Genomic DNA, 12,180 nt, shown 5'->3' on the forward strand with positions numbered 1-12,180 from the left:
AGGGTGCAAACGTGGCTGATACACTGGATTTCAATAAACTGACGCGGCGCGGCGCCATGGGCGTGGCAGGGGCTGCAACGCTGGCGGTAACGGTGCCGGGATTGGCGCACACGCCGGGTCGCAAGCCCAACTTCCTGTTCATCATGGCAGACGACCTGGGCTGGGCAGACCTGTCGTGTTACGGCAGGCAAGAGTATGAGACGCCGGTGCTGGACGGGCTGGCGGCGCAAGGACTGAAGTTCAACCACGGCTATGCCAATTCTGCCGTGTGCTCTGCCACCCGCGTCGGCCTGATAACCGGGCGCTACCAGTACCGCGTGCGTGTTGGGCTGGACGAACCGCTGCAGACGGCGGGTGTCGGGCTGGAGCCGGATCATCCCACGCTGCCATCGCTGCTGAAGGCGCAGGGCTATCACACCGCGCTGGTGGGGAAGTGGCACCTTGGCCTGCTGCCCGATTATGGCCCGCTGAAAAGCGGCTATGACGAATTCTGGGGCAATCGCGGCGGCGGGGTGGATTATTTCACCCACCGCGTGGCGGGCCAGGAAGACCTGTGGGATGGCGACGTGCTGATCGAGGAGGTCGGCTATTACACCGATATGCTGGCCGATCGCTCCATCGAATTTCTCGATGCGCGCGCGAAAGAGCCGGACACCCCATGGCTGTTGTCGCTCCACTTCACCGCGCCGCACTGGCCGTGGGAAGGCAACAATGCCGAAGGCCGCGCCGAAAGCGCCCGCATCGCAAGAGAGGGCAGCACCTTGGATGACGACCATCTCGACATCTACCATTACGATGGCGGCAGCCTGGAAACCTATGCCGAGATGGTGACCAGCCTCGATGCCAATATCGGCCGGGTTCTGGCGCGCATTGCGCAGCTGGGCATGGAACAGGATACGGTGGTGGTTTTCACCTCTGACAATGGCGGCGAACGCTTCAGCTACAACTGGCCTTTCACCGGCATCAAGACAGAGCTGCTGGAGGGCGGCATGCGCGTGCCCCTGATCGTGAAGTGGCCCGGACTGACCCTTCCCGGAACCGAGACGGACGTGCCCGCACTGTCGATGGATTTCCTGCCCACCTTCCTGGCGGCCGCAGGCGGTGCGCCGGATCCTGCCTATCCCGCAGACGGGAAGGACCTGCGCCCCGTGCTGGCGGGCGGCACCTTGCCGGAACGCACGCTGTACTGGCGCTTCGTCGCAAAGGATCAGAAGGCGGCCCGCCGCGGGGAATACAAATATCTCTCCATCAACGGCGAGGAATATCTCTTCAACGTGATCGAAGACCCGCGCGAACGCGCCAATTTGCGCGGCCGCATGCCAGAAAAATTCGCGGAGCTGAAATCGGCCTTCAACGACTGGAACTCCGGAATGTTGAGCTCGCCCGACGCCCGGACCTATCGCTTCACCCCGCGCGAACTGGCAGACCATTTCGGCTGGGACGGCTGAGGCCAGAGAGCCTGCTTCAATGCTAAGGAAAAACCCCGTAAGCCGCTGCGGCCTGCGGGGTTTTTTGCGCGTCAAAACAGCGCATGGCGGATTGGCGCAATCGGCCTGCCACGCTAGGGGGGCGGTGAAAGGGAAGTCCGATGGCCGCAACCGCCTATGGCACGAAAAAGCGCCTGAACTGGAAGCTGATCGTGCTGATCCTCCTGTTCCACCTCGCCGGGCTTTATGCCCTGGCGCGCCTGCTGGCGCCCGAATTTACGGCCAGCGTCATGGAACAGGCCACCTCCATCGTCACGGTTACTGTCTCTACTTACGAGGTAGAACCGCCGGAGGTGGAGCCGAGCATCGCCCCGCCGCAGCCGGACGAGGGCGCAGCGGCGGAGGCCGGGAAGGAGGCCGTTGCAAGAGAAGTGGTGGCCCCGCCGCAGCCTCTTCCACGTCCCAGCCCCGCGCCGCGCGCATCATCCACCGGCACGGCCAATACCTCTGGCGCTGCAGACAGCGGGGAGGGGACCGGCGCAGGCGGCGCGGGCGATGGCACCGGCAGCGGGCGCAGCGGATCGGGGCAGGGCGGTGCAGTGGCCGTCGGCCCATCCGTGGCATCGGGCGAGTTGAACGAGGCACGCGACTTCCCCATTCCCGAAGGCGGCAGGGGAACGCGCCTTGGCAAATCGGTGACCGTGCATTTCATCGTCACCACCGATGGCCGCGCGCGCAATTGCAGCGTCGCCAGTTCGGGCGTGGATGCCGCCACCACGGCGCGCGTCTGCCCGCTGGTGATGGAGCGCATCCGCTTCAACCCCGCAACCACGCGCGATGGCACTGCGGTGGAGGCGCGCTATGGCTACCGCGTCGATTTCAGGGCCCGGGGCTAGCAATAAGCTTGCGCTGGGCGGCTGAATTTCACACTGCGGGGGCAGCGGCGCACGCCTCTGGCCACGCAGCCGCAAGGCCAGGTTAGAGCAGTATCTGCCGCTGGTGACCGGCGCGGCAGAGCAATAGGAGCAGGTTTGATGGACGGCATGATCGCACAAACCATTCAGCTGGCGCTGGCGCCGGTTTTCGTGCTGGTGGCAATCGCCAGCATCATGAACCCGCTATCCGTGCGCCTGGGCCGGGTGGTGGATCGCAGCCGCGAATTGCAACGCCTGCATCCGGAAACGGAGGGCGAGGAGCACGACAATATCGTGCGAGAGGCAAGATCACTGGACCAGCGCATCGCCATCATCGGCCACGCGTTCCTGCTGCTGGTAACGTCCGGCCTGTTTATCGGTTTGACGGTGGTTCTGCTGTTTCTGGAAGAATTCGCCGGTATCGGGCTGACCGGGGTCGCCGCCGGGGCATTCATCATCGCGGTGTCGCTGTTGATGTGGGCCCTGCTGATGTTCCTGCGCGAAACGCGCGAGGCAACACGGGTGCTGCGCATCCCCGAAATGTACCTGGAAAAGGATCGTCAGCTTTAATCCGCCGGCGGTGCCAGCATCCGCTGCCCCTGCTCCCGGATGGCAGCATCGATCATCGGCTGCAGAAAGCCCAGCGCGGGCGGCAGCAGCATGTGGAAGATCACCTTGTCATCCTCCACATCGATATGCCCGGTAATCAGCTGACCCATCGCGTTGATCGACATGGTCATGCGATCTTCGCTGGGCCAGTTGGTCTGGATATCGGCCATACCACCGGGAATATTGTCACCGATCTTGTGGCTGTTTTCAGCAAGACGACGGCGCACTTCCTCGCGGCCAAGGTTGTGCGGGATTTCGATATCCATCAATTGTCCTTTTCGTGCGGTGGAGGAAGTGAAGCATCCTCTCCGCCATATTTGTAATCGAGGTAGCGGTTCTTGATCGCCAGATCATCCAGCGAACCTTCCGCCAATTGACGGGTAACGTGGTCTATTTCCTTGCTGATCTTGCCTAGGCTGTCGACAAGCTGCGCATCGGGAGACGAACCGGCGCGTTCTTCCCGGCGTAGGTTGTCGGGTATCTTGCGATAGGAATCAATGGTTTCGGGCAGATATTCGCCCACCAGCTTGCGTGTTTCGGCCGCTGCGGGATGTGCAGGATCGACATGCTCCAACTGCTTGCCCAGCGCATCCAGCTGGACGCCCAGATCGTCCACCAGCCGCACGGCGGGTGGGGGCAGGGCGGGGCGCTGGCCTTCCAGCCACAGCTCCGTGCGCTGCACCAGCTGCTTTGCATCCTGCGTGCGCGAGAGCGAGGCGCGGTCCGGGATGCGGACCTTGGGATAATTGGCAAAGATGAAGGCGGCGGCGATTATGGCGAAGAAAGCCACCATTACGCCGGCAAAGCCGATCCCGTTCAGGATCATGCCGGCAACGCTGGCCGCCATGAAGATGGCCAGCACCGCGGCACCGAAATAGCCCGCGCGCTTCAGCAGGTTTTTCGTCTTCACCTGCTTCGATCCGCGGCCGATGGAATTGCCGGACAACCGGTGCCGCCCGCCATTCTGATTGTCACGCAGCAGGGCGCGGCTTTCAGACAGGATGCGGTCGCTCTGGCGTGTGAGGTCTTCGGCCATCAGCCCTTCCCGCTCAACCTTCCCACTCAACCTTCCAGGCTCAGCAGGCCTGTGTTGTTCACCTGCGTTGCGGCCTGTGCCTGCCCTTCGGCACGGGCGATATAGCCGCGCGATTTCTCCACTTCGGAGGAGAGCGTGTCGACCGTCTGCTTCATGGAATCGAGCGCGCGCAGCTTGAAGCTGTCCACTTCGTCCATGGTGTCGTAGATATTCTGGAAGGCGCGTTGCAGCGTTTCCATGGGGATGGTGCTGCTGGCGGCCTGTTCGTGGATCTGCGCGGTGTTATCGCGCAGCATCTGGCCGGTGGAATCAATGATGCCCGCCGTCGTCTGGTTCAGCGCGGTGATCTGGCCCAGCACCAGCTTCTGGTTGGTCATCGCCTGCGCCACGGTTACGGCAGTGCGCAATGCGCCCACGGTGGTGGTGCTTGCGCGGTCCACGCCCTTCACCAGTTCCACATTGTTCTTCTTCACCAGGTCCAGCGCCAGATAGCCCTGCACGCTGACCGCCATCTGCGTCAGCAGATCCTGCGTGCGCTGGCGAACGTAGAACAGCGCGGTTTCGCGAATGGCCTTGGCCTTTTCAGGATCGGTGGCGTCCAGTTCTACCGCCTTCTCCTCCAGTTCGGAATCCAGCGTCTTGGCGATGTGGATCATCTGCTCCAGATTGCCCATCGCTTCCCACAGCTTCTGCCGCTCCACATCGATGGCGGCATTGTCCATCAGCAACTCGTCCTTGCCGCTGGATAGGCGCGCCAGAATTGACTGGATGTGCCCCTGGGCGGATGTGTAGCTGTCGAAATAGTTCTTCAGCTTATTGCCGAAGGGAATGATGCCGAGGAACTTGCGGCCCGTCATCTTGCCCTTGCGGCCGGGATCCAGATCCTCAACCGTGCGGCGAAGCTCGGTCAGGTCGGCACCCACGCCGCTTTCCTGATCCATCGCGCGCACCGGGCGATCCAGAAAACGGTTGGACATCTGGCTGGCGGCCATGATTTCCTTGCGGCCCATATTGGTGATCTGGTCCACCTTCTTGCCGAAATCGGGCGATTTCGCATCCAGCGCCACCAGCTCGTTCACGAAGCCATCGACCTTTTCCTGCAGCGCGCTCTTCTTCTCCTCGCTGACGGGCACCAGCCCGGCTGCCTGCGCAGGCGCCACGGTTGGCACCGGATCGGGCGGCGTCAGATCAAGAGCATTCGCTGTCTTGGTTGTGGTTTCGTTCGTGCTGGCCATTTGCCTTCAATTCCCTCTTTGCCTGTCTCGGCACATATTACTGTATTAGGCATGCAAGACACGCGTTTCAAGTTTTGCCGCCAATCTCGTTTTACGCTGGCGAGTTTCCGCGATAATGATGCGCAATGCAATCAGAACCCACTTCGGACGCTGCGGTATCTGCCTCTACCGCCCAGCCAGATAATTCTTCCACGACTTCCGCCCGACCCACGAGGGGATTTGCCGAGGTTCTGGCCACTTTTCGCGGCTGGTGGGGCCATGATGTTACCGGCACTGTGGATCAGATCGCGGTAATCGAAAAGCGGCGCAGCGAGGGGCAGCTTTCCGCGCGATACCTGCTGATGGTGTCGATGTCGGCAGGGATTGCCATCCTTGGCCTGCTGTTATCCTCTCCTGCGGTGGTGATCGGCGCCATGCTGCTGTCGCCGCTGATGGACCCGATCATGGGCGTGGGTTTCGCGCTTGCGACGGGCGATTTCAAATGGCTGCGGCAATCGGGCAAATCGCTGGCGATCGGCACGCTGTTCGCCATCGTGTTCTGCGCCCTGATCGTGGTGATCTCTCCGCTGCAGACCGTCACCAGCGAGATTGCCGCGCGCACCCGGCCCAACCTGTTTGATCTGGCGGTGGCCTTCTTTTCGGCCGTGGCGGGCGCCTATGCCATGATCCGCGGGCGAGAGGGCACGATCGTGGGCGTGGCCATCGCCACCGCCTTGATGCCGCCGCTGGCCGTGGTGGGCTTTGGCCTTGCGACCTTGAATGGCACGGTGTTCTGGGGCAGCCTGTTCCTGTTCATCACCAACCTTACCGCCATCGCGCTGACGGCAACGGCGATGGCGCGCATCTATGGCTTTTCCACCAGCCTTTCCGAAAAGCAGACGCAGTGGCAGGCGATCCTGATCTTTGCCGCTTTCGTGGCTCTCGCCATTCCGCTGTTCCTTTCCCTGCGGCAGATCGTGTGGGAATCGCAGGCGACCCGGCAGGCAAGCAATGTGGTGATGGAAGTTTTCGGCGGGCGCGCCACCGTCTCTCAATTGGAGCCGAGCTTCGAAACGGACCCGATGCAGGTAACCGCCACCGTGCTGACGCCGGAAATCATCGGTGATGCGGAAAGCAGGGCGCAGGCCTTGCTCAGCCGCCAGCTCGATCGACCCGTTGAGGTTTCGCTTACCCAGCTGCGCGTCGGCACCAGCGCACAAGCCGCGGAAGAAGCGCAATTGGCGCGGGCCCGCGCGCAGGAACGCGATGCGCTGGAACAGGCACGCAATATCGCGGACAGGCTCTCTCTGCTGGCAGGCGTGCCGGTGGAAGAGGTTACCGTGGATCGTGATCGGCGCCGCGCCCTGGTGACGGCAAAGCCGCTGGATGGCGCCACGATGGATGCCTATGCCGAACTGGAGCGCCGTATCGATGCGACGGAGCCTGAATGGGACATCCGCCTGACCCCGCCGGTGCGGCCTCTGCCGCCAATCACCTTCGAACAGGTGCCGGCCGAGGGGGATGAGCCTGCACGCTGGGCGATGACCGCGCAGGGCGCACGGGCAGTGGCGCTGGCCGCATGGGCGCAAAACCGCCTTGGCCTGCCGATCACGGTCAGCGGTTCTGCCGAAGCCGTTGCCATCGTGCGCAATGCCTTCTCCCACCACAACCTCTCCGTCACCACGCGGGAGAGCGGGAACGGCTATGCGCCGGTAACGGTTAGCTGGTCACCACAAGGGAGCGACTGATCCATGACTGACATGCCTGCCGAACTCACCGTCCTGGCGCTGGCGGGCATATTGCTGCTGGTGCACATCTTCACCGCCACCCATTTCAAGACCAAGCAATACGGCATCGAATGGAACATGGGCGCGCGTGATGAAAACACGCAGCCCCTGAACGAAATCGCCGGCCGGCTTGACCGGGCCCGCGGCAACTTCCTGGAAACCCTGCCGCTGGCAGTCATCGCGCTGGGCGGCGTGGTGCTGGCCGGCAAGGCGAGCGACCTTACCGCCACCGCCGCATGGGTGTGGCTGGGCGCGCGATTGGTATATCTGCCGCTGTACTGGGTAGGCGTGCCAAAGGTACGGACCTATGTCTGAGCCGTCAGCCTGCTGGCACTGCTGTTCGTGCTGGGCGTGTTGCTGCTGGGCTGAGGCCTAGGCCCTAGCTGAACGTCACGCAGCAACGTCGATCGGTTCGATCTCGCCCGATAGATACAGCTTCTTTGCCTTGGCCCTGCTCAGCTTGCCCGATGACGTGCGCGGCAGGGTGCGTGGAGGCACCAGTTCCACTACGCAGTTCATGCCGGTGACAGACCGAACCTTATCGGCGATCTGATCGCGCAGCTTCACCCGCTCATCGGGGTCAGACACGCGGCAATGCACCAGCACGGCGGGCGCTTCCTCGCCATTCTCCGTCTCGACAGAGAAGGCGGCGATATCGCCGTGGTTGAAGCCTGCCAGCTGTTCCACCGCCCATTCGATATCCTGCGGCCAATGGTTCTTGCCGTTGATGATGATCATGTCCTTGGCGCGGCCCACGATGAACAGGTAATCATCGGCCAGATAGCCCATGTCACCGGTGTCCAGCCAATCGCCCTTGCCATCATCGCTGGGCACCAGGCATTCCTTCGTCGCTTCCTCGTTACGGAAATAGGAATGCATGACGCTGGGGCCGCGGCACCAGACCTTGCCGATCTGGTGATCGCCCTTGGCCGCGCCGTTTTCGCCGCGGATTTCCACTTCCATGTCCTGCAACGGCTTCCCGCAGTTCACGATGGCGCGATAGCGGGCGGGGCGCGAAAGATCGCGGCGGGTACCGGAAAGGCGCTCCTCCTCGACCAGTTCTACGCGAATGCCTTCACCCGGCGGCATCACGGTGACGGCCAGCGTCGCCTCTGCCAGGCCATAGCTGGGGGTGAAGGCGCTCGCCTCGAACCCGGCATCGGCAAAGGCGTTGACGAAGTTCTGCATCACATCGGGCCGGATCATGTCCGCGCCATTGCCGGCGAGGCGCCAGCGCGACAGGTCGAAACGTTCGGCCACGTTGGTCTGGCTGGAAACGCGGCGCGCGCAAATGTCATAGCCAAAGGTGGGTGAATAGCTGAGCGTCTCACCCTTGTTCCGGCTGATCAGATCGAGCCATGCCAGCGGACGGCGGGCAAAATGCTCTGTCTTGAGGTAATCCACGCTTACCTGGTTGGCGATAAGCGACAGGAAGCAGCCCACCAGGCCCATGTCGTGATACCACGGCAGCCAGCTTACCACGCGGTCGTTATAGCCGATGTCCATGCTGTCTGCATGGCCGAACAGGTTGTGCAGCAAAGCCTTGTGCGTCACCGCCACCCCGGTGGGGAAACGGGTGGAGCCGCTGGAATATTGCAGATAGCAGATATCGTCCGGGCTGGCTTCGGGCAGGGTGACTTCTGCCGCGTCCATTTCAGCAAATGTGGCCCAGTCGATGCCCTTGCAGCCCTGCCGCTCTGCCGCGGCGGATGCCATTTCGGCGATCTCCGGCGGATAAAGCAGAACCTTGGGGTCGGAGCTTTGCAGCTGCACCGAAAGCTGGTCGATATAGCTTTCCTTGCCGCCAAATGTGGTGGGCAGGGGCAGCGGGACGGGCCAGGCCCCGGCATAGATGCAGGCGCAGAACAGGGCAGCGAACTCGGGGCCGGTTTCAGCCACCAGTGCCACGCGATCGTCCTTTCCAATGCCCATCGCGACAAGGCGATAGGCATCGTCAACCGCATCTTTACGCATTTCGGAATAGGGATAGACGCGCTGCAATGCGCCGCGCATATCGTGGAAGTTCAGGCCCTTTTCACTGCGCGCGGCATAATCGATCGCCTCGTTAAACGTGGCGAAATCGGATCTGCGCCGGGGCAGTGAACAGTCATTGGGCGTAGGTGTGAGGTCAGTCATAAGTGCTTTGGGTTACCCCTTATCGCGCGCGCTTGTGGCGCCTCCCGAATAGCAATCGCGGCGCCGACAATTGCATCGACACCGCGTCAATCTTTCCCATTTGACAGGAAGTGTGGCACGAATAAGGCCGATGGACCGCAATTCACAAGCGCGAAAACGCCCGAACCGGCAGAAAAAACCACTCGACGCAGAACGGTTCGAGGAGATGGCGCTCGCCTACGTGGCGCGTTTCGCTACCAGCGCCGCCAAGCTGGAGCGGTATTTGCAGCGAAAATTACGAGAGCGCGGCTGGCAGGAAGGCGTGGAGGAGCCGGACATTCCCGCCATGGTCAATCGCTATGTCGAACGCGGATATGTGGACGATGCCGTCTATGCCCGTGCCAAGGCGGGTGACCTGCTGCGGCGCGGCTATGGCGGACGGCGGGTGAAGCAGGCGCTGGGAGAGGCCGGCATCGGCGAAAGCGTGGCAGATGATGTCGCCCCCGCCGAACACACGGCCCGCACCGCCGCAGCGCATCTTGCGCGAAAGCGCCGCTTTGGCCCATTTGCTGTCGATCCCACTGACAGGGAAAAGCGCGAGAAACAGATTGCCGCGATGCTGCGGGCAGGCCACACGTTCGATCATGTTCGCGCCGTGCTGGATGCGAATGATGAGAACAGCGTAATTGAGTGGGTAGAGGAAGCCCGCGAGAAAACCGGAGACTGGGACGCATGATCACTTCGCGCAAATGGATGATGGCATTGGGCGCTGTTCTGGCAGGGGCGCTGGCCGCATGTTCGCCGCAAGCCGCAGAGCAGGTGCCCGAACCCACCGGCGGCACATTCTCCACGCATCCCGAATCAGGGCTGGAAGTGGTTCCAGTGACCGTGACGACCGATGATGCGACCCACACCTTCATGGCCGAAATGGCAGATACCGCAGAGGCGCAGCGCCGCGGCCTGATGTTCCGCACCGAAATGGGCGCGAACGAGGGGATGATCTTCCCCTATGACACGCCTGACAACCTCGGCTTCTGGATGCGCAACACCGTGCTGCCGCTGGATATCATCTTCATCGGCCCGGATAAGCGCATCCTGAATATCGCAGAAGGCGTGCCGTATAACGAAACCAGCGTCACCTCGGACGGGCTGGCCATCGCCGTGCTGGAACTGCACTGGGGCAGGGCCGAAGAACTGGGCATCGGGGCCGGCGATCTGGTGGAGTGGTAGGCAGCGCAGCCCGCCCCTACGCTGCGCACTGCAAACAGCAAGCGAATCAATCCAAGCCTATTGGCGATCCGCTTCGGAGGCGCTAATGGCGCGGGCATGAGTTTTCTTGGCAAGATCTTCACCTGGTGGAACGGTGCCACCATCGGCACCTCGCTGTGGTCCGCGCGCAATGGTGAGCACGTGGGCACCGATGCGCAGGGCAACACCTATTTCCGTTCCAAGAACGTGAAAGACGGCCAGCGTGAACGTCGCTGGGTGATCTACGAAGGCGCCAATGATGCCAGCCGCGTGCCATCCGAATGGCATGGCTGGCTGCACGGATCTTACGATGCCCTGCCGGAAAGCCACCTTCCCCCGTCGAAGATCTGGGAAGTGGATTACACCCCCAACGCCACAGGCAGCGACACGCGATACCTTCCCGCAGGCGCGCTGGAGCGCGGCGGAAAGCGCGCGGCCGCCACCGGCGATTACGAAGCCTGGACGCCGGACGCGTGAGGCTGGCCGTAGCCGCCCTGACGGCGCTGGTGCTTACGGGGTCGCTGGCAGGCTGCGACAAATCCGCGCCGGAGCCTGAAGCGCAGTCTACCGAGGTGCCGGAAGAACTGGTGAGCGAACCGATGCCCGACCTCGGCGATATCGAGGTGATCGGCACGCCGATGGAAGAACGCGTGGCCACCCTTGGCCTCATCAACAAGCGCAACAATATCTCGCGCGATATCGAGATCAGCCCCGGCGAATCGCGGCGTGTGGACGATGTGATCGTGCGCCTGTCCGCCTGTGAGCGCACCGCGCCGTGGGAAAGCCCGGCGGAAACCGGCGCTTTCGTGCAGGTGTTTGTCAACGATGTGCGCAATCCCGATCAGGACCCGGAATTCCTGCGCGTATTTTCAGGCTGGCTGTTCAAGAACTCGCCCAGCCTCAACGTGGTGGAACACCCGATCTACGATGTATGGGTGAAGGATTGCGCGATGAGCTTCCCTGGTGAGGAAGAAGACGCCGCCTGATTCACCAGGTCGATGGCTTGCGGCAGGCTGCACAGCGGCTGCGCCGCGCAGGCCCGCGCCAGCATTTCCTGATAATCATCGCGCGTAATCTCCACCGCGCCCAGGGAGGCGAGGTGCCCTGTCATGAACTGGCAATCCAGCAGCATGAAGCCCGCCCGCCGCATCAGCGCCACCAGCCACGCCAGCGCCACCTTGCTGGCATTATCCGCCCTGCTGAACATGCTTTCTCCGCAGAAAACCCGCTCGAACGAAACGCCGTAAAGGCCGCCCACCAGCCGATCATCCAGCCAGCATTCCACGGAATGGGCGTGCCCCTGCGCGTGAAGATTGTGATAGCTGGCGGCGATGGCATGGCTGATCCACGTGCCGCTGGTGCCTTCATCCGGGTCTGGTCGCGGCTGGGCGCAGGCTTCCACCACTGCCGGGAAATCGGCGTCCATCGTAATACGGTAACGATCCTGCTTCATCAGCTTTGCCAGCGATCGGGAGCAGTGAAAGCCATCCAGCGGCAAAATTGCCCTGCGCCGGGGCTCCACCCAGAAAACCTCATCATCATCGCGCGAATCGGCCATCGGGAAGATCCCTGTGCGATAGGCCAGCAACAGCACTTCGGGCGGAATCAGCTTCGGGGAGGGCGCGTGCATATCGCGGGCATAGCAAAGCTGCATGATTGCGTCGCTTGCGATTGTGCGTCTTGCCATCGCCAAAGCTTCGATATAGAGGGCGCGTTTCCTGCAGGGGTGTAGCTCAGTTGGTAGAGCATCGGTCTCCAAAACCGAGGGCCCACGGTTCGAGTCCGTGCACCCCTGCCATTTTTCTTCCATCGTCGCACTATCACGCCTTG

The 12,180-nt window shown here is 62.5% G+C and carries 14 protein-coding genes and 1 tRNA gene; 10 read left to right on the forward strand and 5 right to left on the reverse strand.

Annotated elements, in window-relative coordinates:
* Positions 1 to 11 precede the first annotated feature (11 nt).
* The 3 genes from GRF63_RS13675 (at position 12) to GRF63_RS13685 (ending at position 2,911) form a co-directional block, all read left to right on the forward strand.
* The gene (locus GRF63_RS13675; protein ID WP_337189672.1) at positions 12 to 1,448 is read left to right on the forward strand and encodes a sulfatase-like hydrolase/transferase; all 1,437 of its coding nucleotides are present in this window, start codon (positions 12 to 14) and stop codon (positions 1,446 to 1,448) included.
* A 140-nt stretch (positions 1,449 to 1,588) separates the two neighbouring features.
* The gene (locus GRF63_RS13680) at positions 1,589 to 2,323 is read left to right on the forward strand and encodes an energy transducer TonB (RefSeq protein WP_160486605.1); all 735 of its coding nucleotides are present in this window, start codon (positions 1,589 to 1,591) and stop codon (positions 2,321 to 2,323) included.
* Positions 2,324 to 2,461: 138 nt separating this feature from the next.
* On the forward strand, positions 2,462 to 2,911 hold the full coding sequence (locus GRF63_RS13685; protein ID WP_237392497.1) for a DUF2721 domain-containing protein: 450 nt from the start codon (positions 2,462 to 2,464) through the stop codon (positions 2,909 to 2,911).
* Here the strand turns inward: GRF63_RS13685 and GRF63_RS13690 are convergent.
* From GRF63_RS13690 to GRF63_RS13700, 3 genes are read right to left on the reverse strand one after another with little or no spacing between them, the layout of a single operon-like run.
* Positions 2,908 to 3,216, reverse strand: coding sequence for a polyhydroxyalkanoic acid system family protein (locus tag GRF63_RS13690; RefSeq protein WP_160486606.1), 309 nt, complete (start codon positions 3,214 to 3,216; stop codon positions 2,908 to 2,910). The genes GRF63_RS13685 and GRF63_RS13690 overlap by 4 nt on opposite strands.
* Positions 3,216 to 3,986 (reverse strand): hypothetical protein, encoded by a 771-nt coding sequence (locus GRF63_RS13695; protein WP_160486607.1) that lies wholly within the window; start codon positions 3,984 to 3,986, stop codon positions 3,216 to 3,218. Before GRF63_RS13695 ends, GRF63_RS13690 begins: the two co-directional genes overlap by 1 nt.
* Before the next feature lie 26 nt (positions 3,987 to 4,012).
* Complete coding sequence (locus GRF63_RS13700; RefSeq protein ID WP_160486608.1) at positions 4,013 to 5,221, reverse strand: toxic anion resistance protein; 1,209 nt, start codon at positions 5,219 to 5,221, stop codon at positions 4,013 to 4,015.
* Positions 5,222 to 5,346: 125 nt separating this feature from the next.
* Here GRF63_RS13700 and GRF63_RS13705 point away from each other — a divergent pair, with 125 nt between their 5' ends.
* Together GRF63_RS13705 and GRF63_RS13710 are read left to right on the forward strand one after the other, a co-directional pair.
* Positions 5,347 to 6,948 carry a DUF389 domain-containing protein gene (locus tag GRF63_RS13705; protein WP_160486609.1) on the forward strand — a complete coding sequence of 534 codons (1,602 nt, stop codon included), beginning with the start codon at positions 5,347 to 5,349 and terminating at the stop codon, positions 6,946 to 6,948.
* Positions 6,949 to 6,951: 3 nt separating this feature from the next.
* Positions 6,952 to 7,302 carry an MAPEG family protein gene (locus GRF63_RS13710; RefSeq protein ID WP_419865964.1) on the forward strand — a complete coding sequence of 117 codons (351 nt, stop codon included), beginning with the start codon at positions 6,952 to 6,954 and terminating at the stop codon, positions 7,300 to 7,302.
* Positions 7,303 to 7,377: 75 nt separating this feature from the next.
* On the opposite strand, the gene GRF63_RS13715 is transcribed toward GRF63_RS13710, so the two are convergent.
* Positions 7,378 to 9,123 carry a fatty acyl-AMP ligase gene (locus tag GRF63_RS13715; RefSeq protein WP_160486610.1) on the reverse strand — a complete coding sequence of 582 codons (1,746 nt, stop codon included), beginning with the start codon at positions 9,121 to 9,123 and terminating at the stop codon, positions 7,378 to 7,380.
* Positions 9,124 to 9,253: 130 nt separating this feature from the next.
* Here GRF63_RS13715 and GRF63_RS13720 point away from each other — a divergent pair, with 130 nt between their 5' ends.
* The 4 genes from GRF63_RS13720 to GRF63_RS13735 all read left to right on the forward strand — a co-directional run bounded on the left by GRF63_RS13720 (position 9,254) and on the right by GRF63_RS13735 (position 11,336).
* The gene (locus GRF63_RS13720; protein WP_160486611.1) at positions 9,254 to 9,838 is read left to right on the forward strand and encodes a regulatory protein RecX; all 585 of its coding nucleotides are present in this window, start codon (positions 9,254 to 9,256) and stop codon (positions 9,836 to 9,838) included.
* Positions 9,835 to 10,332, forward strand: a complete 498-nt coding sequence (locus GRF63_RS13725) for a DUF192 domain-containing protein (RefSeq protein WP_237392498.1) — start codon at positions 9,835 to 9,837, stop codon at positions 10,330 to 10,332. The genes GRF63_RS13720 and GRF63_RS13725 overlap by 4 nt, the downstream gene beginning before the upstream one ends.
* Positions 10,333 to 10,428: 96 nt before the next feature.
* Positions 10,429 to 10,827, forward strand: a complete 399-nt coding sequence (locus tag GRF63_RS13730) for an NADH:ubiquinone oxidoreductase subunit NDUFA12 (protein WP_160486612.1) — start codon at positions 10,429 to 10,431, stop codon at positions 10,825 to 10,827.
* Positions 10,824 to 11,336 (forward strand): DUF2155 domain-containing protein, encoded by a 513-nt coding sequence (locus GRF63_RS13735; RefSeq protein WP_337189673.1) that lies wholly within the window; start codon positions 10,824 to 10,826, stop codon positions 11,334 to 11,336. The genes GRF63_RS13730 and GRF63_RS13735 overlap by 4 nt, the downstream gene beginning before the upstream one ends.
* Here the strand turns inward: GRF63_RS13735 and aat are convergent.
* Positions 11,273 to 12,037, reverse strand: a complete 765-nt coding sequence (aat, locus tag GRF63_RS13740; protein WP_160486613.1) for a leucyl/phenylalanyl-tRNA--protein transferase — start codon at positions 12,035 to 12,037, stop codon at positions 11,273 to 11,275. The genes GRF63_RS13735 and aat overlap by 64 nt on opposite strands.
* 35 nt (positions 12,038 to 12,072) lie before the next feature.
* Here aat and GRF63_RS13745 point away from each other — a divergent pair.
* Positions 12,073 to 12,148 (forward strand) — tRNA-Trp (locus GRF63_RS13745).
* Positions 12,149 to 12,180: the final 32 nt, after the last annotated feature.

Source organism: Aurantiacibacter rhizosphaerae, assembly GCF_009807005.1.
Lineage (GTDB): Bacteria > Pseudomonadota > Alphaproteobacteria > Sphingomonadales > Sphingomonadaceae > Alteraurantiacibacter > Alteraurantiacibacter rhizosphaerae.